Source organism: Streptomyces sp. NPDC042346 (assembly GCF_055581845.1).
The window spans coordinates 161,920-185,427 of sequence record NZ_JBVJEH010000012.1; the positions used below are offsets into that span (position 1 = coordinate 161,920).

Annotated in this window: 11 protein-coding genes and 2 pseudogenes; 6 read left to right on the plus strand and 7 right to left on the minus strand. The window is 68.3% G+C overall.

What is annotated here, in order from left to right; all coding sequences use genetic code 11:
- The first annotated feature begins 200 nt into the window (after positions 1 to 200).
- The 3 genes from ACZ6K0_RS36125 (at position 201) to ACZ6K0_RS36135 (ending at position 11,330) form a co-directional block, all read left to right on the plus strand.
- Positions 201 to 3,929, plus strand: coding sequence for a laminin G domain-containing protein (locus tag ACZ6K0_RS36125; protein WP_469577714.1), 3,729 nt, complete (start codon positions 201 to 203; stop codon positions 3,927 to 3,929).
- A gap of 109 nt (positions 3,930 to 4,038) precedes the next feature.
- On the plus strand, positions 4,039 to 10,911 hold the full coding sequence (locus ACZ6K0_RS36130; protein ID WP_469236305.1) for an RHS repeat-associated core domain-containing protein: 6,873 nt from the start codon (positions 4,039 to 4,041) through the stop codon (positions 10,909 to 10,911).
- Positions 10,912 to 10,916: 5 nt separating this feature from the next.
- Positions 10,917 to 11,330 carry a barstar family protein gene (locus tag ACZ6K0_RS36135; RefSeq protein ID WP_469236306.1) on the plus strand — a complete coding sequence of 138 codons (414 nt, stop codon included), beginning with the start codon at positions 10,917 to 10,919 and terminating at the stop codon, positions 11,328 to 11,330.
- 88 nt (positions 11,331 to 11,418) lie between these two features.
- On the opposite strand, the pseudogene ACZ6K0_RS36140 reads toward ACZ6K0_RS36135, so the two are convergent.
- Both ACZ6K0_RS36140 and ACZ6K0_RS36145 read right to left on the minus strand, forming a co-directional pair.
- Positions 11,419 to 11,556, minus strand: a pseudogene (locus ACZ6K0_RS36140) (IS5/IS1182 family transposase); the annotation flags it as partial.
- Between the two features lie 1,177 nt (positions 11,557 to 12,733).
- A pseudogene (locus ACZ6K0_RS36145) lies at positions 12,734 to 13,081 on the minus strand (transposase); the annotation flags it as partial.
- 340 nt (positions 13,082 to 13,421) lie between these two features.
- On the opposite strand from ACZ6K0_RS36145, the gene ACZ6K0_RS36150 reads away from it, so the two are divergent.
- On the plus strand, positions 13,422 to 13,691 hold the full coding sequence (locus tag ACZ6K0_RS36150; RefSeq protein ID WP_469235615.1) for a PAS domain-containing protein: 270 nt from the start codon (positions 13,422 to 13,424) through the stop codon (positions 13,689 to 13,691).
- A 54-nt stretch (positions 13,692 to 13,745) separates the two neighbouring features.
- On the opposite strand, the gene ACZ6K0_RS36155 is transcribed toward ACZ6K0_RS36150, so the two are convergent.
- The 4 genes from ACZ6K0_RS36155 to ACZ6K0_RS36170 all read right to left on the minus strand — a co-directional run bounded on the left by ACZ6K0_RS36155 (position 13,746) and on the right by ACZ6K0_RS36170 (position 20,822).
- Positions 13,746 to 15,419 carry an FAD-binding dehydrogenase gene (locus tag ACZ6K0_RS36155; protein WP_469235617.1) on the minus strand — a complete coding sequence of 558 codons (1,674 nt, stop codon included), beginning with the start codon at positions 15,417 to 15,419 and terminating at the stop codon, positions 13,746 to 13,748.
- A gap of 76 nt (positions 15,420 to 15,495) precedes the next feature.
- Positions 15,496 to 17,964 carry a beta-glucosidase gene (locus ACZ6K0_RS36160; RefSeq protein WP_469235618.1) on the minus strand — a complete coding sequence of 823 codons (2,469 nt, stop codon included), beginning with the start codon at positions 17,962 to 17,964 and terminating at the stop codon, positions 15,496 to 15,498.
- A gap of 63 nt (positions 17,965 to 18,027) precedes the next feature.
- On the minus strand, positions 18,028 to 19,473 hold the full coding sequence (locus tag ACZ6K0_RS36165; protein ID WP_469235620.1) for a sulfatase-like hydrolase/transferase: 1,446 nt from the start codon (positions 19,471 to 19,473) through the stop codon (positions 18,028 to 18,030).
- Between the two features lie 47 nt (positions 19,474 to 19,520).
- Positions 19,521 to 20,822 (minus strand): MFS transporter, encoded by a 1,302-nt coding sequence (locus tag ACZ6K0_RS36170; RefSeq protein ID WP_469235621.1) that lies wholly within the window; start codon positions 20,820 to 20,822, stop codon positions 19,521 to 19,523.
- 289 nt (positions 20,823 to 21,111) lie between these two features.
- On the opposite strand from ACZ6K0_RS36170, the gene ACZ6K0_RS36175 reads away from it, so the two are divergent.
- Positions 21,112 to 22,122 (plus strand): LacI family DNA-binding transcriptional regulator, encoded by a 1,011-nt coding sequence (locus ACZ6K0_RS36175; RefSeq protein ID WP_469235623.1) that lies wholly within the window; start codon positions 21,112 to 21,114, stop codon positions 22,120 to 22,122.
- Positions 22,123 to 22,904: 782 nt separating this feature from the next.
- On the opposite strand, the gene ACZ6K0_RS36180 is transcribed toward ACZ6K0_RS36175, so the two are convergent.
- A complete protein-coding gene (locus tag ACZ6K0_RS36180) occupies positions 22,905 to 23,027 on the minus strand; it encodes a hypothetical protein (protein WP_469577718.1) in 123 nt (40 codons plus the stop codon).
- A 19-nt stretch (positions 23,028 to 23,046) separates the two neighbouring features.
- Here ACZ6K0_RS36180 and ACZ6K0_RS36185 point away from each other — a divergent pair, with 19 nt between their 5' ends.
- Positions 23,047 to 23,250: a cold-shock protein gene (locus ACZ6K0_RS36185; protein ID WP_030556983.1), complete on the plus strand. Its 204-nt coding sequence runs from the start codon at positions 23,047 to 23,049 to the stop codon at positions 23,248 to 23,250.
- Positions 23,251 to 23,508: the final 258 nt, after the last annotated feature.

Here is a 23,508-nt window from a genome sequence, read left to right on the forward strand (position 1 = left end):
GTCACCTTTCGAACTCAAGGCACCGATAGGACCTCCAACCTCCAGCACTCGAAAGGGAGTTGGTAACCACCTTTGACCCTCAACATACCGCCAGATCAGGAGGCAGCCCAAGCGTCCCGACCTTCCCTTGACTAGACCAATCCGCACCCTCATATTGAGGTGGATCTTTGTGTGGATCAGGTGAACGATGTGGGTGAAATATGCAAGGTGGGGCGTGGCGTCGTGGACGCCGAAGACTAAGTGCCGTGTTGGCCGCGACAGCCGTTTTGTCTGTCTTCTCGCCGCTGTACAGCCATCCGGATGCCGCTCTGGCGGCTTCCTCTGAGTTGCTGGATGAGGAAGCTGCCACTCCAGAGTCGGCCGCCTCGGAGGCAGCGGCTGAGACAGGTCAGAGGACGGAGGTGCTTGCCCGGACCACGGAGACATCGCAGGTCTTCGCCAACCCGGACGGCACCTTCACCAAGGAGATGAGCGCTGCGCCCGTTCGCGCCCAAAAGGACGACGGATCGTGGGCAGCCATCGACACCACGCTGTTCCGCACGGGGGACGGACGCGTCGAGACCAAGGCCACCGTGAACCGGGTGGAGTTCTCGGGTGGCGGGTCCGATCAGCCGATGGCGACCGTTTCGAAGACAGGTAAGGAACTGTCTCTCGCGTGGCCCGGGGCTCTGCCCGAGCCCGACCTGGACGGTAGTACTGCCACGTATCGAGAGGTCTTCCCTGGCGTTGACCTCAAACTGACGGCGGTCGAAAGCGGGTTCACGCAAACCCTCGTGGTCAAGACCGCCGAGGCGGCTCAGAATCCGGCCCTGGAATCCGTGCAACTGGGCATGGAGAGCAGCGGCGTGCGGTACACGCCCGGGCGCGACGGCGGGATGCGTTTCGTCGATGCCGACGGCAGGACCGTCTTCGAAAGCCCGGGTGGTCAGATGTGGGACTCCTCCGGAGACGTCCAGACATCTACAGAGGCACCGGCACAGACCGTCAGCAGCCAGGCGCGGAGCATGGTTGCCGAAGAGCCGAGTCCCTCGGCACCACCTGGTGAAATTCATGACGGCGGCGCAGAAGAGCCGTTCGCCGCACCCAGCACCGGCGACAAGACAGCGGGCGTTGCCGTAGAGATCGACGGAGCGACTCTGGAGGTGAAGCCGGACCTGGGTCTTCTGCGGAGCGAGGCAACGGTATACCCGGTGTACATCGATCCTCCGGTGAAGGGGTTGGTGCTCACCGACTGGACGGCTCTGTCGTCGGACGGGGACAGGTTCTGGGAGTTCACCGGGGACAAGGGCGTGGGCTACTGCGCCAATTACGCCGGCTACCTGTGCGCCTCGACGCCGTACACGCAGCGCATGTACTTCGAGTACCCGATGGCGTCGCTGTACGGGAAGAAGATCCTGGACGCCACCTGGGAGGTCTACCAGACCTGGAGCTTCACCTGCACCCAGCACAACTACATGCTCATCCGGGTCGACGAGAACAAGGGCATCTCCAGCTCCACGACGTGGGGGTCCAAGCCCGCGTATGTCGACATGATGGGCGACCGGTGGGCGGCGCAGGGCCGCGGAGCGCTGTGCGACCCCGCACAGCCGGCGAACTGGCTGCGTTACAGCGACAACGCGACCGGCGGCGAGACCGACGAGAACCTCACCCCCACGCTGCAGTCCTTCGTGGACAACCAGAAGTCCCAGCTCACTCTGGAGCTGCGCGCCCAGGACGAGTCGACGACCGCTGCGTGGGCACGATTCCGTAACGACGCCAAGCTGTCCGTCACGTACGTCTCCAAGCCCACCGCGCCCACCTCGGTAGGCGTGCGCAACGGCACGACGGGCAGGGCGTGCAACGCGTCGAGCACGCCGCTCGTGACGAGTGACGACACGCCGTACCTCACTTCTGTCGTCCAGTCCCCCGACGGTGCGCAGGCCCAGCTCAGGGCCCTGTACGAGGTGTGGAAGGCGGACGGTTCGCAGAAGATGTTCTGGGCTGTGTCGCCCACAGGCGGAGCCCGCGTAGCGGACAACGATGCGGCCGACACCACCTCGCCCACGCTCGCCGACAACACGAACTACCGGATGCGCGTCCTGACGGAGGCGTACTGGGCGAACGACCGCGGCGCTTCCGGGAACCTGCAGTCGCCGTGGTCGACCTGGTGCTATTTCCGTGTCGACAAGACCAGCCCCCCGCCGCCGATCATCACGAGCGACGACGGCCTGTACCCGCCCGCAGCGAGCAGCGTGCTTTCCGGTGCGGTCGGCAAGGCGGGCAAGTTCCGCTTCACGCCGGCGGACACGAACGCGAGCCTGTCGGGCATTCAGTCGGATGTCACCTCCTACAAGTGGCGGCTGAACAGCGGTCCCCTCTCGGCGCCGATCAACGTGTCCACCGGTGCGTCGACGACGTTGTGGGTGACTCCGAACCAGGACATGGAGAACACCCTCCAGGTGTGGGCCTACGACGCGGCCATGCACAGCTCGGTGACGGCCTTCTACAGCTTCAAGGTCAATCGAGCCGAAGCCCCTGTGGGGAAGTGGTCCCTCGACAACAGCGGCGCCGACTCGACCTCCGCCACGAAGCATCCCCTCACACTCGGCGGCTCCGCCGTGTACGGCACCAAGAGCCGCGCGGGTTCTCACGGCCTGCAGACGAACGGCACCACCTCGTACGCGGCCACGTCCACGCCGCCGGTGAACACGCTGTACTCGTACAGCGTCTCCGCGTGGGCGAGGATCAACCCTGGTGAGACGGGCGGAACCGTCGTCGGCATCGACGGCGAGGTCTACAGCGGTTTCTACCTCGCCTTCGACGAGGGACGCTGGAAAATGATGACCTCTCCCCTCGACACCACGAGCGGGAACATCACCGAACAGGTAGTAGCGTCCGATCAGCCGGCCACCACTGGCGTGTGGACGCATCTGACGGGTGTGTACGACTCCGTCGAGAAGGAGATGCGCCTCTACGTGAACGGGCGCCTCCAGGGAACGCACGCGATGGCGGCCTCATGGAAGGCCACGGGTGGCCTGCAGATCGGCCGCGCTCTGTGGAATTCCGAGTACCACGGATATTTCGCCGGATCCATCGACGAGGTGAACACCTGGTCTCGGGCGCTCTCCGGTGACGAGGTCGCCCAGATCGCGACCCAGGAGGACGAGGACGCCAGCGACGGTTACGCGGGCGACCCCACCACCGCCAACGTCGCGTCCTGGGACGCCACCACGGCGACCGGCAACACCATCCAGGACGCCTCCGGGTACGGCCGTGCGATGACGCTCAACGGCGCCACCATCGGCATCGACCCGGCCACCGCCGTCAACGAGGCATCGCGTCTGCCCACGACGAACGCGATGGCGCTCAACGGATCGTCCGGCTATGCCAGTGCCTCCGGTCCCCTCGTGGACGACACGGGCTCCTTCACCGCCTCCGCCTGGGTGCGTCTGGACTCCTCGAAGGTCACGGACACGTCCAAGGGGTACCTCCTGCAGGTCCTGGGCCAGCAAGGCACGTCGAACTTCTCGTGGGGCATCTGGTACGAGCAGGCCGCCGGGTCCTCTGCCGGCAAGTGGAAGCTCGGACGTTCCAGTAGGGACGCCTCGGGTTCCGCGTGGTCCTATGTCTCGTCCGCGCCGGCGGTGAAGGACCAGTGGGTCCGACTGTCCGTCGTCTACGACGCGCAGGACGCGACCACCTCCGGCGACGGCGACGAAGTCAGCCGCGGCAGCCTGTTCCTCTACGTCAATGCGACGAAGTACGGCAGTGACAATGGAGTGGCGTTCACGACCCCGTGGCAGGGCCTCGCGAAGTTCGAGGTCGGCCGGGGCATCGTCGACGGCGCCGTCGGGCGCTACTTCCCCGGGCATGTGAGGAACGTCCGGGTGTGGGCGGGTGCCATGTCACCGTCCGCGGTCGGCGACTTCTACAACGCCGAGCAGGACTAGCAACACCATGCCGGTGGCTCGCCGCGCGTTTGCGGCGAGCCACCGGCTTCCCCATTGGTCGGCACCGTATCCGTTGCCGGCTTTCCTCCCCTAGAAGAAGGAAAAGCCCATGTCACCTGCCCCGAAGGGCAGACGACGCCGAGCCTCCCTGCACAGGTGGTTCGGCCGAGGCGCACTCGCGATCTCGATAGCCTTGGTCCCGCAGATCGCGGTTCCCGACGGTTTCGATCTCACCACCAGTGCCGCCGCCTCAGCCCAAGAGTTCGAGACGCCAGCGAAGCCCAAGATCGACCGTGTCGAGGACTACGACCGGAAGGCGTTCAAGCCCGTCGACGCCACGGCCCTCGCTGCCAAGGCGACGAAGGAGCGACTGGCCAAGGCGCAGTGGCCGACGGCCGGTAAGGCGACCCTCCCGCTGCCCACCGACAGCATGACTCAAGCAGAGGTCGGCGGCCTGCCCGTCTCGCTGGCGCCGGTCGGGAAGAGCGGGAAGCGGTCGGCCGGAAACGGCGCGGCCTCGGCCGGTCAGGCCGAGATCAAGGTCCTCGACCAGGGAACCGCCCGCAAGGCGGGCATCAAAGGCGTCGTCGTCTCCGTCGTCCCCGGTAAGTCGGCGGACCCGTTTCGCTTCTCGCTGGACTACTCGTCCTTCGCCGACGTCTACGGCGGCGACTTCGGCGCCCGTCTCCACCTGGTCCGGATCCCCGCCTGTGCGCTGACCACGCCAGACAAGGCCTCCTGCCGTACCCAGACCTCCGTCGACTCGAAGAACGACACCGTCGAGCAGACCCTCAGCGCCGACCTGTCGGGCGGCACGCTCCGTACGGCCCAGCCCATGCTCCTGGCCGCCACCGCGGGTGCCTCCTCGACGCAGGGTGACTACGGCGCGACTCCGCTGTCGTCCTCGGCAACCTGGTCCGCCGGCGGCAGCACGGGTGACTTCAACTGGAGCTACCCGCTGCGGATGCCGCCGACCACGGCCGGCCCTGCGCCCTCGCTCGCCATCAGCTACAACTCCGGCAGCGTCGACGGCCGTACCGCGAGCGAGAACAACCAGACGTCCGTGATCGGCGAAGGCTTCTCCCTCACGGACTCCTACATCGAGCGCAAGTACGGATCCTGCAAGGACGACGGCCAGGCCGGCAAGGGCGACCTGTGCTGGAAGTACGCCAACGCGACTCTCGTCCTGAACGGCAAGGCTTCCCAGCTCGTCAACAACTGTGCCGACGCGGCAGCCTGCACCACTGCGGAACGCTCCGAGGCGGCCGGTGGATCGTGGCGTCTGGCGGATGACGACGCGAGCAAGGTCGAGCACCTCACCGGCGCCGCCAACGGCGACAACAACGGCGAGTACTGGAAGGTCACCACGCCCGACGGCGTCCAGTACTTCTTCGGGAAGCACAAGCTCGAAGGCTGGAGCGACAACGGCACAGAGGCGGACGACCCTGTGACCCACTCCACCTGGACCGCGCCCGTCTTCGGCGACGACGCCAGCGAACCGTGTCACGCAAGCTCGTTCGACACCTCCGCCTGTACCCAGGCATGGCGCTGGAACCTCGACTACGTCGTCGACCCCCACGACAACGTCATGACCTACTGGTACGGCAAGGAAACCAACAACTACGCCAAGTCCGGCGTGGACAACCCGGGCACCCCGTACGTCGCCGGCGGCTACCTCAAGCGCATCAACTACGGTCAGCGTCTGGACAGCATCTTCTCCAAGCCAGCCTCCCAGTCGGTGGCCTTCGTCTACTCGCAGCGCTGCACCGCCACGGACTGCAGCAGCCTCACCGGTACGACCAAGGCGAACTGGCCCGACGTCCCGTTCGACATGATCTGCGACACGGGCAAGGCCTGCACCAACATCATCGGTCCCGCGTTCTTCACGCGATACCGCCTGACGCTCATCAGCTCCTACGTCTGGTCGGGCACCGGCACCACCATGCGGCTCGTCGACTCCTGGACGATGGAGCACGACTTCCCCGCCACCGGCGATTCCTCGTCCCCGAGCCTGTGGCTGAAGTCCATCCAGGCCCACGGCAAGGCCGACGGCACCACCCTCAGCATGCCGAAGACGACGTTCGGCGGCATCCAGATGCCCAACCACGTCGAAGGCGGCGACAACACCCTGCGCTACTACAAGTGGCGCGTACGCAGGCTCTCCTCCGACACCGGCAGCAACACCACGGTCAACTATTCCGATCCGCAGTGCGTCCGCGGTACCACGATGCCCGCGAGTGAGGACAACAACAGCCTGCGCTGTTTCCCCGTCTACTGGTCCCAGGCCGGCGGAACACCCGAGCTGGACTGGTTCCACAAGTACGTCGTGGACTCCGTCGTCGTCGATGACCCCACCGGCTACGCCGACGCCCAGGAGACGCACTACACCTATGCCGGCGGAGCCGGATGGGCCTACGCCGACGACGACGGCATCACCAAGGACAAGTACCGCACCTGGTCGCAGTGGCGCGGCTACCCGAAGGTCACGACCGTCACCGGCAACACCACCGGCCCGCAGGGCAAATCCTTCACCCTGTACATGCGGGGTCTCGACGGAGACAAGAAGAAGGACGGCACCTTCCGTGACGAGAAGGTCACCGACTCGACCGGCCAGACGATCGAGGACTCACGCCAGTACAGCGGTTTCGTCCGGGAAAGCATCGGCTACGACGGCACCGAAGAGGTAAGCGGCAGCATCACCGATCCGTGGTCGTTCAGAACCTCCAGCCACCAGTACACCTGGGGCACGCCCGAATCCTGGTTCGTCAAGCCGGGCACGGTACGAACCCGGCAGAAGACCTCGACCGGCACTCGTACCGTTTCCACCACCACGACCTACGACACCACCTACGGCATGGTCACCAAGGTGGACGCGGCCGGAGACATCGCGAAGTCCGGCGACGAGACGTGCACCCGCAGCACCTACGTCCGTAACACGACGGCCTGGCTGGTCCAGTTCGCGTCGCGCATCGAGACGTACGGGGTGGGCTGTTCGGTCACACCCTCGCTGCCCGGGGACACCATCTCCGACCTGAAGACCGCATATGACGGCCAGGCCGCCGGCGTCGCTCCCACCAAGGGCGACATCACCAGCTCCTACCGTCTGTCCGGCTACACCTCCGGGACTCCCACCTACCAGACCGTCTCGACGTCGACCTATGACGTGCTCGGCCGACCCACGTCGGTGACCGACTCGCTCAGCCGCACGACCAAGACCAGCTACGTACCCGCCGTCTACGGCCCGCTGACCCAGCAGACCGTCACCGACCCCAAGCTCTACACCGCCACCACGAAGCTCGACCCGGCATGGGGCAAGGCCACCAAGGTCACCGACGCCAACAGCAACACGACCGAGTGGGCATTCGACGCTCTCGGCCGGCTCACCTCCGTCTGGCAGCCCAACCGCATCCGGGCCATGCAGGACGCCGCGAGCATCGTCTACACCTACAACGTCAGCAACACGGCCGCGACCTGGATCCGCACGGACGTCCTGAAGAACGACGGCACGACGTACAACAGCTCCTACCAGATCTACGACTCCCTGCTCCGCCCTCGCCAGACGCAGGTCCCCGCACCCAACGGCGGACGAGTCATCTCCGAGACTCTCTACGACGACCGGGGCCTGGCCACGATCGCCAACAGCGGCATCCACGACAACATCGCGCCCAGCGGCAGCCTCGCGAACACCTTCCCCGGCTCGACGCCCGCTGCCACCGAAACCGTCTTCGACGGCGCCGGCCGCGCGACCGAGTCCCGCTTCCGCGTGTACGACCAGCTGAAGTGGACGACCTCCACCGCCTACGAAGGTGATCGGACCGCCTACACCGCGGCCTCCGGCGGCACCGGAACCCTCACCTTCACGGACGTCTACGGCAAGACCACCGAGCGCCGCGAGTACCCGGGCCCCACACCGACCGGGAGCGACTACACCGCGACGAAGTACACGTACACGCCGGGCGGCCAGACCGAGACCATGACCGGTCCCGACGGCGCCAAGTGGACCTACACCTATGACCTGCGCGGCAGGCTCATCGAGTCCACCGACCCGGACAAGGGCAAGAGCACCAGCACGTACAACGACGCGGACCAGGTCCTGACGTCCACGGCCACCGTGGACGGCACGGACAAGACCCTCATCCGCGACTACGACGTCCTGGGCCGCCAGGTCGGTACGTGGGAAGACCTCAAGGACAACGCCCATCAGCTCACCAAGAATCTCTACGACACGGTAGCGAAGGGCAAGCTGACGGCTGCCATCCGCTATGTCGGGGGCACGACGGGCCAGATCTACTCCAACGTGGTCACCGGCTACGACACGATGGGGCAGCCCGCGGGGACCAAGACGGTCCTGGCGGCCACCGACCCGCTGGTCGTCGCGGGAGCGCCGCAGACCTTCACCACATCCGCCGCGTACAACCTGGACGGCACGGTCCAGAACACCATCCTCCCCGCCGTCGGCGGACTCCCCATCGAAACCGTCGCCTACAAGTACAACGACCTCGGCATGCCGACGTCCGTCGAGGGCATGACGGACTACGTCCGGTCCATCGGCTACTCGCAGTACGGTGAAGCCGAGGACACCCGTCTGGGCACCTCCACCACCGCCAAGCACTTGCAGGTGGTCAACCGGTACGAGGACGGCACCCGGCGACTCACCAACAGCCATGTCGTGGACGAGACGAGCGTCGGCTACCTCAGCGACGTCGACTACAGCTACGACGCCAGTGGCAACGTCACGTCCATCAAGAACAAGGCCGACGTGCCGGACAACCAGTGCTTCGCCTACGACGGCTACCGCCGTCTGACCGAGGCGTGGACCCCTGCCTCGGGTGACTGCACCACGGCACGTTCCACCGCGGTCCTGGGAGGACCGGCTCCGTACTGGCACAGCTGGACGTACAAGCCGGGCGGCCTGCGCGAGACCCAGACCATCCATACCGAGGCCGGCGACACCAAGACCGACTACAACTACCCGCCCGTGAACGCGTCCGGTTCGGGACAGCCTCACACCCTGACGAGCGCGGTCACGGGAGCCACGACCGCGAACTACACCTACGACTCCCTCGGCAACACGACCAAGCGCCCGGGCACCACCGGCGACCAGACCCTCACCTGGAACATCGAGGGCAAGCCGGCCACGCTGACCGAAGGCACCAAGACCACCACCTATCTGCACGACGCCGGTGGCGATCTCCTCATCCGCCGAGGCCCGACGGAGACGGTGCTCTACCTTCCCAGCGGCCAGGAACTCCGCTACGACACGGTCACCAAGAAGTTCTCCGGCCAGCGCTACTACGGCGCGGGAAGCGGCAAGGCCCTGCGTACGGAAACAGGGCTGAGCTGGATCGTGGACGACCACCACGGCACCGCGTCCATGAGCGTGGACGCCACCACCCAGGCCGTCACCCGCCGCTACACGAAGCCGTTCGGCGAGACCCGCGGCACCACCCCGACCTGGGTGGACGACAAGGGGTTCCTCGGCAAACCCCAGGACGAGGAAACCGGCCTGACACACATCGGCGCCCGCGAGTACGACCCCGCCATCGGCAGGTTCATCTCCGTGGACCCGATCCTCTCGCCCGGCACCCACGAATCCGTCAACGGCTACACGTACTCCAGGAACGCACCCACGACGTTCTCCGACCCCACGGGCCTCAAGGAGATCATCACCGAGCGCGGCGGACCGTCCGACAGCATCTACCTCAGCACCCACAAGGCCACCTATAGCGGCGGCCCCGGCAACTTTGTCTACACGCAGAACAATGACCGTAAAGTCACCTTCAAGGATGGCTCGTCGGTCACTCTGCGGACGACGGTGACCATCGGCAAGACCATCAAGGTCGAGCACTTCACGAAGGGGCCCGATCCGATCCCGGTCAAGAAGGAAGCCGCACCCTTCACCGGATACGCGATGGGAAGCAACTCCAACTACAACCCCACGCAGAGCCTGGGCGTCGATCGCGGCCCACTCGCCACATGGCAGAAGGTGCTTCTTGGAGGTGCGGTAGTCGTCGCCCTCGCAGTCGCGGTCGCACCAGTAGCGGCCGTCGCGGGACCGGCCTGCCTGGCAGCCTGGGTCGCCTGCGCCGAAGGCATCGCGGAAGTAGCGGCAGGCGACGCGGCAGGTAGTGGTGTCGCAGTAGGCGGCGCGCTCGGCGCAACGGCGGTTGCCCGTGCGGGACGGAATAAGGCAGCCACCGCAGCTACCAAGTGCAACAGCTTCGTCCCCGGCACCAAGGTGCTCATGGCCGACGGCACGACCAAGCCGATCGAGAAGGTCAGGGTCGGCGACAAGGTTCTCGCTGCCGATCCCAAGACGGGTACGGTCAGGCCGGAAACCGTCACAGCCGAAATCCGGGGCCAAGGCACCAAGCGCCTCGTCAACCTCACCATCGACGTCGACGGACCCGGCGGCACCAAGAGCGCCCGAATCTCGGCTACTGCCGGCCACCCCTTCTGGGTCGCAGCAGAGCGACAGTGGATCGACGCCACAGACCTTCGCCCCGACCAGATGCTTCAGACCAACATCGGGACGTACCTCCGGATCGACGCCATTCAGCGGAAAACAGCCCTGAATGCCAAGGTCTACAACCTCACCGTATCCAACCTCCACACGTACTATGTGCTCGCAGGCGCCACACCGGTACTCGTTCACAACAGCAACTGTGGCCCGAATGTGATCGGTTCCGGCCCGGCGCCGGAAAACGCCTTGAATACGCTCAATCACGTAGACCAAAATGACGGCATCGGCCCCGCCGGCCACGGATTGCCCAAGTGGCAGGGGAAGGCCCGCCCGTTTGGTAATGACGGTCGAGACAATACGACCGTCCTTCCTGCCGGAGATGGCGTCACCTTTTCGGAATATGACGTCAATCCATATGTCAAGGGAGCCAATAGAGGCGGGGAGCGATTGGTGGTCGGAACAGATGGATCCGCCTACTACACTGCAGACCATTACTTCAACTGGAGCAAAATACGATGACGGACATGGAGCGATGGTGGAGCAGTGCCCCCCCCTGGGTCCATGAGGTTTCGGAGCAGAAGGCCCCTTCGGGCCTAATCCACCCGAAGGAATCACTCCTGTTCCACCTGGATGGGCGGAGGATGACGTCACATGACGGCTTGTTCTCCGAGTTCTCGCGGGTTTGCGAATTCCCGGACTACTTTGGCCGAAATTGGCCAGCATTGTCGGATTGCCTCGAAGACATGCTGTGGTTCGATGAGACGAAGCGCTTCCTGCTGGTGATTCATCACTGGTCGGACGTACTGAGCGAAAGCCCGCGGGATCGCGAAGTCCTCGTGAGGATTCTCGGAGAAGTGGGATCGAATTGGTCTCGCCTTGGATACGAGGGAGAAGGTTCCCCGTCGGTGGCATTTAATTCGGTCCTGTTCGGCTCCTAGATAATGCCGCAGCGGCCCCGCCGGATTTGCTTCCGGCGGGGCCGCTGCGGCGACCTGACCTGGTTGACAGGCTCCCTTACTGATCGTTTCAGAATGAGGTTTTGAGTCGTCTCAAGCAGATGATGCTGCAGGCGAGTTGGAGGAGTCCCAGGTGGAGATCGGCGCGTATCTCGTAGCGGATGCGGAGTCGTTTGAACTGGTGGAGCCAGGCGAAGGTGCGCTCAACCTCGATCCTTCAACGGGGATCGCTGCTCGCCGAGCTGATTGGTTCATCCCTGTTTGTCCCGGCGGGTGCCGGGCGGGATCTTCGCGTGTCGCTGCGGCTGCGCCGGGGTTCCACGGCTCCCGGATGGTGCGGGTGGCTCCTTCCTGGTCTTCGTCGGGGTGGGGTCCGGTGGTCAGGTAATCGCAGGGAGGGCGGAGAGCCGTTGCCAGCCGGTGGTGAACGCCGTGGCCCACGGCCCAATGCCCCGCAGTTAAGCGGAATCAGGGCTGGTCAACTCGTTGGTCGAGCGGCCCATCGGCAGGAAGGTCTCGGGTCCAGGAAGGTCAACCTTCCGGGAAAGACTGTCGATCACCAACCGGATCACGTCAACGGCGAGCCAGGGACTCGTCTCGTCCTGACAGGCGAACGGGACCCTGGTAGAAGCAGAGAAAACGACCAAGAATTCCTGCTCCGGGGGTCCCGTTGCCCGATCAGTGCGCCACCACCACGACGACTCGCGCCATCATGACCGCGTCGGGCATCTACGCCCCCGGGCACCTGGGAGAGCTGACGCAGTACATGCCGTTCGAGCTGGTCGAGGATGTGCTGAGCCATTTCCAACCTGACGATGTGGAGGGGTCGTTGGCGGGCTGTACGAACTGATGAAGCTCCTGCTAGACGGGTTCACAACCAAGATCACCCGTGCCGACCAGGAGCTTCGTGTGCTTGTTTACCCATCGGTGATCGACCTGTCCAGCACGCACCTGCGGCACCTCGCTCAGCGCCTGGCTGCCACGGCTTCCCCTCCCTCGCCTCCGGCGCCGCGATGCATCTACGACCTCGGCCGCAACACAGGCATCCGAGACCGGTCGGATGCGGCAGGACGGGCCGCGCCGGACGTTGTTCGGCGCGGCTCGTCGCAGCCCCGACTACGAGGCGCCAAAAGCGCCCCACGAGTCACAGGAAAGTCACCAACACCATCGACGCACCGGGATCACGGCACCCAAAACGGGTGCAAACGCCATCGTTTCGGACCACGTGGACGGCTGAAGACGGTTTCTACGACCTGTGCCATGTGGTACCGAGAGACGGCCCGATGACCAGCACTGGGGCGTCTTCTGGCCCGTCAGAGCGGTACTGCAGGGTATCGATCTTGGTCTCGCTCACCGGTTCACACCTTCATCTGTCACGACAGCCCCTATAGCGTCGGGTACGAATGGGTGGTCCTGACCAGGTGGAACACCTCACGGGCAGCGTAGCGTTTGAGGCATCGGACGATTTCGCGTCGGGTCTTGCCCTGTCGGGTACGGCGCTCGTAGTACTCCTGGGTGCGGGGGTCGAAGCGCAGGCGGGTCTGCACGATCCGGTGCAGGGCGGCGTTGGCCTGCCGGTCGCCGCCGCGGTTGAGGCGACGGTACTGCCGCGCGCCTGAGGATCGCTCGACGGGGCTGACCCCGCACAGCGCGGCAAAAGATGCCTCACTGCCCAGACGCTCGGGGTTGTCCCCCATCGTGATCAGCAGAGTCACGGCGGTATCCGGGCCGATGCCCACCGTCCTCGTGCCGGACGGCGGTGACCGTCGTACGTCATGCCTCATCATGGCCGCCGCCCGTCCTGAGACCGCAGGGACACTCTCCGCCGCCGACGGAATCGTGAGCGACTGACCCGCCGCCCGGTACACGGTTCTCCGGCGCCGCGCGCCGCCGGCGTCCGAATCGTGCAACGCGGGCTCGGGGAGCAGCATGGAGGAGAAGTCCTCGACCGGCCCGCGACGCGAGCGGGCTCAGCTGAGGAGGGAGCCTTCACGGATGGGTACACAGGAGCCGCACCCGGGCGATGATCGCGACCATCGGGCTGGGCCGGTGCCACCGGGAGGGCTGCTCGACGTGTTCAGCGTCGCCGCGGTCGTCCTGGACGGTCGCGGCCGGATCGTCTTCTGGAGCCCGCAGGCCGATGAGGTGTTCGGCTACACCGCCGCCCCCACCATCGACCTGGAGTCGCTGGCACGACTCACGACCGCCCTCCATAAAGGAGCGCTGGCCCAGAGCCTCGTCGAACCGGACCGTCTGCCTCCCGAAGAGCTGCCCGCCACCTACCTCCCCCAGCTGATCGAGGCCGTCTCCCGGCCGCGCGACGAGCCGGAGGGAGCGTCCTGACCGTGACGGCGTGAGTCGTGACGGGGTGAGTCGTGACGGGGTGAAACGTGCCCGTCAGGCGACAGCGTCGGCGGCGGCGCGGCCGGCCCGGCGGCCGCTGAAGAGGCAGCCGCCGAGGAAGGTTCCTTCGAGGGCGTTGTAGCCGTGGACGCCTCCGCCGCCGAAGCCGGCGACCTCGCCCGCCGCGTAGAGGCCACTGATGGGCAGGCCGTTCGGCCCGAGCGCGCGGGAGTCGAGGTCGGTCTGGATCCCGCCGAGGCTCTTTCGGGTCAGGACGTGCAGTTTCACCCCGATCAGAGGTCCAGTCTTCGGGTCGAGGATGCGGTGGGGGGCGGTGGTGCGGCCGAGGCGGTCGCCGAGGTAGCGGCGGGCGTTGAGGATGCCCTGGATCTGGGCGTCCTTGCTGTACGGGTTGGTGATCTGTAGGTCGCGCGCCTCGATCTGCCGCCGGAGGCCGTCCGTGTCGAGCAGGGGCCGGTCGGTGAGCTTGTTCATTCCGGCGACGAGTTCGTCCAGGGTGTCGGCCACGACGAAGTCGGCTCCATGGCGCTTGAACGCCTCGACGGGACCGGGAGCTCCGCTTCCCAGAAGTCGGGTGCGGAGGAAGGCCGTTCGGTCCTTGGCGGTGATGTCGGGGTTCTGTTCGGAGCCCGAGAGGGCGAACTCCTTCTCGATGATCTTCTGGGTGAGGATGAACCAGGAGTGGTCGTACGCGGCGATGTCCGGGGTGGTCCGCAGGTGGCGCAGGGTGCCGAGGGTGTCGTAGCCGGGCAGGCAGGGGTCGGGCAGGCGGCGGCCGAGGGCGTCGAACCACATCGGGGAGGGGCCGGGCAGGATGCGGATGCCGTGGTGCGGCCAGATCGGGTCCCAGTTGCGCAGGCCCTCGGTGTAGTGCCACATGCGGTCCCGGTTGACGAGCCGGACGCCCGCCCGCGCGCTGATGTCGAGCATCCGTCCGTCCACGTACGCCGGGACTCCGGTGACCATGCGGGCGGGTGGTGTCCCCAGGCGCTCGGGCCAGTGGCGGCGTACGAGGTCGTGGTCGCCGCCGATGCCACCGGTCGTGACGATGACCGCCTGGGCGGTGAGCTCGAACGGGCCTGTCTCTTCCCGGTTGGTGGCGACGCCGCGCGGGGCGTCGCCGTCCGCTAGGCGCTGCCCGCGCACTCCGCACGCCGTGCCCGCCTTCACGATGAGTTCGTCGACGCGGTGGCGGTGGTGGAAGGTGAGGAGGCCGGCCGCGGCGGCCTCGTGGGCGTAGCGGGCGAAGGGTTCGACGACTCCGGTGCCGGTGCCCCAGGTGACGTGGAAGCGGGGGACTGAGTTGCCGTGGCCGTCGGCGCGCAGGTCGCCGCGCTCGGCCCAGCCCACGGTGGGCAGGAACCGGATGCCGTGGCCCGCGAGCCAGGACCGCTTCTCGCCGGCCGCGAACTCCACGTAGGCGCGGGCCCAGCGCACGGCCCAGGAGTCCTGGTCGTCGAGGCGGTCGAAGCGCGCGCTGCCCTGCCAGTCGTTCCAGGCGAGCTCGAAGGAGTCCTTGACCCGCATGCGCCGTTGCTCAGGTGAGTCGACGAGGAAGAGGCCGCCGAAGGACCAGTACGCCTGGCCGCCGATGTTCGCGGGCCCTTCCTGGTCGACGAGGGCGACCCTCCGGCCGCGGCTGGTGAGTTCGTGGGCCGCCACCAGGCCGGCGAGCCCGGCTCCGACGACGATGACATCGGCCTGCACGTGAGTGTTCCTCCTGTGTGGATGAAGGGGTGGGGCCCCGGGGGCCGGTTGTCAGGTTCCGGCCCCCGGGGCGGTCTCAGGGCCGCCCGGGGACGGTCAGCGGGGTCGTCAGCAGGTCGTGGCTCGCGCTGCGGGAAGCGTGCAGGAGGTACGGGCCGGGGGCCGCGGCCCAGCGTTGCTTCTCCTCGTCCCAGAGCTGGAAGGCCCGGCCGGCGAGGGTGATCTCGGCCTCGGCCGTCTGACCGGGGCCGGCCGCGACGGTGGCGAATCCGGCGAGCCGGCGGGCGGGGCGGTCAGCGGGGGCGTCGACGGGGGTGGCGTAGATCTGGACGGTCTCGCGGCCCGCCCGGGTCCCGGTGTTGCGCAGCCGTACGCGGACGTGCTCGGTGGTGGCCGCCATCTCCGCGTACTCCCAGGTGGTGTATCCCAGGCCGTGGCCGAAGGGGTAGGCGGGGGCGGTGTCGTGCCGCTCCCACGCGGGGTAGCCGATGAGGACGTCCTCCTCGTAGTGGAGGGTGCCGTTGGTGGGTGTCACCGTGGTGACTGGTGCGTCCGCGAGGGCCTCCGGCCAGGTGGTGGGCAGTCGGCCGCCCGGCTCCTCCTGCCCCAGGAGGACGTCGGCGAGGGCGGCTCCGCCTTCCTGGCCGGGGAACCAGGCCAGCAGGACGGCCGCGACCTCGTCGCGCCAGGGCATCTCCACCGGGGCACCGGAGTTGACTACGACGACGGTGCGCGGGTTGACGGCGGCGACGCGTCGCACGAGTTCGTCCTGACGGCCCGGCAGCCGCAGGCTCGTGCGGTCGAAGCCCTCGCTCTCCACAGCCTCCGTCGTCGACACGACCACGATCGCGGTGTCGGCCGCGCGTGCCGCGGCGACGGCCTCGTCGATCAGGGCGTCGCCGTGCCCGGCGGGCGGCCGGTGGGCGAGAGCGAACGTGACGCCTTCGACGGGGCCGTACACGAGCTTCGGCTCTCCCGCCCACAGGCTCACGGTGACGGGCTGGCCCGCCTCCAGCCGGACCGAGCCGCGCTCGATCGGGCGGCCGGTCAGCGCCTCCAGCGGGTCGGCGCCCTCCGGGCGGTGGACGCCGTCGAACAGGACATCGCCCCCGACGCGCAGCCCGAAGGCGCCGATCCCCTTGGTACCGAAGTGGTGCGTGCCGCTCACGCCAGGGGTGTACGTGCCGGTGAGCTCCACGGAGGCCAGCGCCCGAAAGTCGGTGCCGCCGGGCAGCGCCGAGGCCATCCACCGGATCCGCCCGTCCTCCAGCGGCGTCTCGGCGAGCACGGCACGGTCCTCGTCACGCAGCACGGCGCGCAGCTCGAAGCCGTCGCCGGCGAGCGTCAGGCCCTCGTGGGGGTCCGCGCCGACCGCGTACGTCAGCTCCGCCGCTTCGGGAAGTGCGGTGGCGAGAGCGTCGGCGAGGGTGACGACACGGCCGGGGAAGACGGTGGCCGAGCCGCCGCCCTGGACGCGCGCGTCCCGGGCCGCGCCGCCGATGAGCGCGATCCGGCCGCCGGCCGACGACGGGGCGAGCGGCAGCACACTGTCCTTGTTGCGCAGCAGGACGAACGAGCGGGTGGCGATCTCCTTAGCCAGCCGACCGCCGTCGATGGTGGTGGGCAACGCGTCGGCGGGTACGGCGGGTTCGGCTCCGTCGAGGAGGCCGGCGCGCGCCGCGAGCCGCAGCACCCGTCGTACGGCGTCGTCCACCATGGTCTCGGGGACGTGGCCTGCCCGTACGGCGTCGGCGAGCGCCGGGCCGAAGACGGTCACCGGTCCTGGCATGGCGATGTCCAGGCCGCCGACGATCGCCCTCACGGTGTCCCGGGCGGCCAGCCAGTCGGAGACCACCACGCCGTCGAAGCCCCACTCGTCGCGCAGGACGTCGACCTGGAGGCGGCGGTGCTCGGTCATGGTGGTGCCGTTGACCTGGTTGTACGCGGACATCACCGCCCAGGGACGGGCCGTGGTGACGATCTCCTCGAAGGGGGCGAGGTACAGCTCGCGCAGCGCCCGCTCGGAGACGCGGTTGTCGACGGTGAACCGGTCGGTCTCGGCGTCGTTGGCGACGAAGTGCTTCACGGTGGCGCCCACCCCGCCGTCCTGGACGCCCGTCACGTACGCGGCTCCGATCCGGCCGGTCAGGAAGGGGTCTTCGGAGTACCCCTCGAAGTGGCGGCCGGCGAGCGGGGAGCGGTGCAGGTTGACGGTGGGGGCGAGCAGCAGGTGCACGCCCTTCCTCCGGGCCTCCTGGGCGAGGACGCGTCCGGCCCGCCGGGCCCGGTCCGGGTCCCAGGTGGCGGCCAGAGCCGTCGGGCTGGGGAGCGCGAGCGCGGGGTCGGCCGCCGTCCAGGCGGTTCCGCGCACCCCGATCGGACCGTCGGACATGACCAGGGAGCCCAGACCGATCTCGGGCAGGGCGGGCAGGGACCACAGGTCCTGGCCGGCCAGGAGCCGGGCCTTGGCGTCCAGGTCGAGGCGAGCGAGCGCGCTCTCGACGACGGTGGCCGGATCGGCCGCACGGGTGGGGAGATGTTCCACGGGGTGACTTCCTGGGGTCGGTGTCTCGTTCAAGGCTTCGGCACGGTCGGGGCTTCGGCCCGGTCAGGGCTTCGGCGCGGCGCCTGGTGCGGGGAGGGCGACGTCGGGCAGGCGCGGATCGTTCTCGGCGGGCAGGACGTCGGCGGTCTCCACCAGCCAGCGCAGCATCGCCTCCCGCATGCGCTCCTGGACGGCCGCGTGCTCCTCGGCGCCGGCGAGGTTGTGGCGTTCGTCGGGGTCGGTGGCGCGGTGGTAGAGCTCGGGCTCCTCGTAGAGGCGCCACACGTAGGTCCACTCCGCGTCGCGTACGGCGATCGCCTTGCCGACAAGGGCGGGGTCGCTGTGCTGAAGGGCGCCCTTGCGGTCGTAGGGGAAGTCCGGCCGTTCCAGCCGGTCCTCCTCCTCGACCGTGAAGCCGCCTTCGGTGAAGGCGTACGTCCGGTGCGGGACGTCCGGGTCGTGCAGGAGGGGGACGAGGCTGCGGCCGAAGTGGCGGTGCGGGGCTTTCGCTCCGGCCAGTTCGAGGACGGTGGGCAGGAGGTCCACCATCTCGACCATCGCCTCGACGTTGCGTCCTTCGCCGAGGCCGGGGCCGCTGATGATGAGCGGGTCGCGGGTGATGCAGTCGTGCAGGGCGGACGGCCACTTCTCGATCAGGCCGAAGTCTCCGAGGTACTCGCCGTGGTCGGCGAAGAACAGCGTGACGGTCGAGTCCGCGGCCCCGGCGGCGTCCACCGCCTTCATCACGCGGCCGAGCTGGTCGTCGAGGCGGGAGATCATCCCGTAGTACGTGGCGATCACCTCCCGCCACTCCTCGCCGGTGACGCCCTCGATCTCGTACGCCTCGCGAATGGCCTGCATGTAGCGGGGCTCACGCGCACGGTCGCCGGGTGCGGCCGGGTCGGGCAGGGCATCGCGGCCGTACTGGGAGAACCAGGGTTCCTCGACCTGGAAGGGACAGTGCGGGGCCACGAGGGGCACGAACAGCACCCACGGCTCCTCGGGCGGGGCCTGGAGCCACGTCTCGGCCGTGCGGATCGCGGCCTCGTCGGGGTCGATCCGGCCGTCGTCCGGAACCAGGCCGCGGTAGAAGAGCCGGGACCACACGCCGTCCGGGTAGTCGCCGCCGTAGGCGACGGTCGGCCAGGTGGCGAAGCCGTACTCGTGCAGGCTCTCCTCGGTCGCGCCCGGGGCGAAGGTGTCACCGCGCATCCCGGCCCAGGTGAGGTGGTAACCGGCGTCCTTGAGGATGCGCAGCAGGTTCGGTTCGTACGGCTTGAGCAGGTGAGTCAGGGTGCGGTGGCCGGCGGTGTGCGGGTACCAGCCGGTGAGCAGGGAGGCCCGGCTGGGCGAGCAGACGGGGTGCTGGACGTAGGCGTTGTGGAAGGTCGTGCCGCGCGCGGCGAGGGCGTCGATGTGAGGGGTGCTCACGTGCGGGTTGCCGAAGGCGCCGAGCGCGTCCGCGCGGAGCTGGTCGGGCATGAAGATCACGAAGTTGGGGCGGGACACGTGCGTACCTTTCGCGTATTTCGAAGGCTCGGTCTTGGGGGGCTCGGTCAGCGCACGGAGCGGATGCGCTGGTTACAGAAGGCGCCGGCGAGTCCGAGGACGCCGCCGGCGAGGAAGAAGACCGGGTAGTTGTCGCCGCCGCCGATGGCGAGGAAGACCGGCGCGACGGCGGGCATCAGCATCTGCGGCAGGGCGTTCGCGAGGTGGAAGACGCCCATGTCCTTGGCCGCGTCGGCCCGCGAGGGCAGCACCTCGGTCACGAGCGCCAGGTCGACGGCGAGGAAGCAGCCGGCCGCGATGCCCGCGACGGCGGTGGCCGCGATGTAGAGGCCGAGGGACGGGGCGAACGCGGCAAGGATGTGGGCCAGGGCGAGCACGAGGGCCGAGGCGAGCACGAAGGGCTTGCGCCGCTGGGTCCGGTCCGAGAGCGGGCCGAACACCACCGCGGCCGCGACGATGCCGACGATGTTGACCAGCAGGACCTGCGTCAGCACCGGGCCGACGGTGTCGTCGGTGTAGCCGAACCGGCTCATCAGGAAGAAGGTCTGGTAGCTGACCAGGGTGACGTTCCCGCACTGGACGAGGAACCGCGACAGCCAGGCCCAGGCGAAGTCGGGGTGCTTGCGGGGGCTCACCCAGTACGCCCGCAGCCAGGTCGAGGGACGCAGCGGCCGTCGCTCGGCGGCAGCCAGCCGCCGGTCGGGCAGCACGGCGACGAGCACCCCTGTGCCCACCAGGCAGAATAGGCCGGGGACGAGGATCGCAAGGGCCAGGTTCGGCAGGAACAGCTGAGCGAGGACGACTCCGCCGAACACTCCCAGCTGGGTGGTCATGCCGGTGAGTGCCGACACCTTGCCGAGTTGGGCGGACGGCACCTGGTCGGCGACCACCGGGCTCAGCCCGGCGAGCAGGATGTTGAACGTCAGCTGGGTGAGCGCCCACGCGGCGACCAGCCCACCCACGCTCTGGGCCGTGGCCAGGAATCCGAGACTCGCCACCCCGAGCAGCGCGCCCACGACGATCCACGGCCGCCGCATGCCGAACCTGCTCGTTGTGCGGTCCGACAGCATCCCGAAGACGTTCTGGGCCACCAGCGCCACAGCGGCTCCCACGGTCAGTACGAGGGAGAGCACGGCGGCCTTGTCGTGCGGGGCGATCTGCTGCACCCGCAGCGCCAGCGTCACCTGAGTGGGCGGCAGCAAGGCGAGCCAGGTGCAGAAGAAGGCACCGGTGAGCGCGCTGATGAACCCCGCGCTCACCGGCGTGGACGTCACCGCCGCGCCGCTGTCGCTCCCGCCGTCCTTCGCGGAACGCCCGGTGGCGGGCGAAAGGGGACCGATCGTGCCCATCGAGGCACCTCCGATTCTCGGCATGGAAGACCGCCATGGGGTGGCGGAACAGAGGGAGGTCACCGCATCGCAAACCTCAACCAACTGCGAGGTGCACACGTGTCACATCGGCGACTGCGGACACCGTGACACGCACGTGCGCGCAGCACAACCCCCCAGTAACCTGCCTGACACATTCACGGTTGACGCGGGCGAGTGGGAGGAGCACCTCGCCATGGGACACGTGTCCACCGCGCGGGCTATGCTCGGCGTCTGGCTGTCCCCAAGTCCCGTAGCCCCAGGAGCCTTGATGCCCACCGGCCCGCGCAAGGCCCGACCCACCAGTGCCGACGTGGCCCGTCTCGCGGGCGTCTCGCGCACCACGGTCTCGTACGTGCTGAACACCCCGGGGGACCGGCCGATCAACGAGGACACCCGCCGCCGTGTGATGGCCGCCGTCCGTGAACTGGGATACGCGCCGCACAGCACCGCCCGGACGCTGCGCTCCGGCCGGAGCAACATCGTCCTGGTCCCGATGCCGCAGCTTCCCCTCGCCCCGACGCGCCACCGCTTCCTCGAAGAACTCGGCCGTGAGCTCACGGACCGTGGACTGAACCTGCTGATCCACGGCGACCGCACCTCCACTGGAATCGAGGGCGCTCGCGCCTGGGCCGAGCTACGGCCCGCCGCCGTCTTCACCGAGGCGGACCGGTGCCCACCGGAAGCCGCCGAGCTCCTGCGCAAAGCGGGCGTCGACGCTGTCCTCCTCCACGGCCCACAGCCCCAAGCGCACGCGCCCACACTCGTGATGAACAGCGCCGAGGTCGCCGACCTCGCCACACGGCACCTCCTGGCCCGCGGCCACCGACGGCTCGCCTGCCTCGTTCCCGGAGGGGACGTCGCCGCACTCGCACGCGCACGCTTCGAGGTCGTCACCACCGTCGCCGGCCAGGAGGGCGTACCCGTCCAGCGCGTCGACTGCGAGTTCGGCACCGAAAGCCTGACCGCGACAGTCGGCGCCTGGCGCGATCCGCACAGACGGCCCGACGCCGTCTACGCGTACAACGACGAATACGCCCTCGCCCTCATCCAGGCGCTCAAGGACGCCGGACTCCGCGTCCCCCACGACATCGCCGTCATCGGCTCCGACAACCTCCCCCTCGGAACCGCACTCCGCCCCCACCTCACCACGACCTACCTCGACCTCTCCCCCGCCGCAGCCGCCACAGCCACAGCGATCGACAACCTCCTGCACGGAGAGGCCCCGGACGCGAACCTGCCGGCCGCCCGCCCGAAGCTCGTGATCCGCGAGTCCGCCTGACCGGCTACGCCCCGGCGGCTCCGGGGGCCGCCGCTCCACGGTAGGAGTGGCCGGGTGCCCCACTGACGGTTTGCCTCTTGTCGGGCGTGAGCTGGAGCCACGCCGACAGACGCTCCAGGAACAGGCCAGAACTACGGCCCGGCAGCGCCCTCGACTGCACAATTGACGACGCCTCGCTCGTACCGCACACCAAGCCCGACGTGATCCGGTCCCGTTCAATCTCCTGGCCCACCCACTTGGCCGCAGGCCCCCGAGCGGCCCTGGACCCGCTGACCGCCCGCACCGAGGCCGTACGCGCCGGCGACCCCTCACCCAGCGCAGGCCCACGTCACACCACTCCCCCACTTTGACGAGACCGCCCTGACCGGACGTCTCACAGAGATCGGATGGACCGGGCCGAAGCGGCCTGAACCTCGCCGCCCGCGCCCTGTGCTTGCTCACCGCCGTCCGCGTGCACGGCGCGGTCACCAGCCCCGCCGACAGGATCCCGGGTGCGACGGGCATGGTCGCCTTCACCACCGCGTACAGCGAGGCCAAGGAGCAGCGGTCGTGTTCGCCGCCGTCGAGCGACAGCCCGCCTTCGCCGGCCCGGTCTGCGTCGCACTGTACGACGGGGACGGCGAACTGCGGGCCCGCGGCCTGGCTGCCGTCCTGCACGCCGCCTTCTAGGGCGGCCTCGAGCCTCTGGCCCGCGCCGTACCTCCTGCGTCCTGACGGTCATCTGCCCTGGGCGAGGGGGCGTTTCCTGTGGTCACAGCGGGTGCGGGCGTGTACCGTCCCCGTTAGCTGTCGTGCTTCGGATCTTCCCCTTTGCCCATGCCTTCGGCGTGGGCTTTTTTGCTGTGCTGTGCCGCAGGAACCAGGGCGATCACCTCCGCCTCCCACACCGTGTGGGCGGCGTTCATCGACTGGAAGGCATGAGACATGGCTACGGGAACTGTGAAGTGGTTCAACGCGGAGAAGGGCTTCGGCTTCATCGCCCAGGACGGCGGCGGCCCGGACGTCTTCGCTCACTACTCGGCGATCAACTCGACGGGCTTCCGTGAGCTCCAGGAGGGCCAGATGGTGACGTTCGACGTCACCCAGGGCCAGAAGGGCCCCCAGGCGGAGAACATCAACCTCGCCTGACCCGCCCCGCATCCCGCCGGCGGAACCGGAGCAGACGCAGCGCCTCGGTCCTCGGTGTTCCATTGCCGGGAATCGGGTCATCAGCTGTCTGGGCTGGGGGAGCAGGAGCCAGGAACGCCCCGCCGCCATGGGGCGGCGGGGCGCTGGCTCACTTGGTTAGGGCTGGTCGCCGGTGTAGCGGTAGATCTCGGCGTTGGCGTTGACGCCCCAGACGGTGCCGTCGGCTGCTGCGCTGATGTCGGTGAGTCCGCCGGGGAC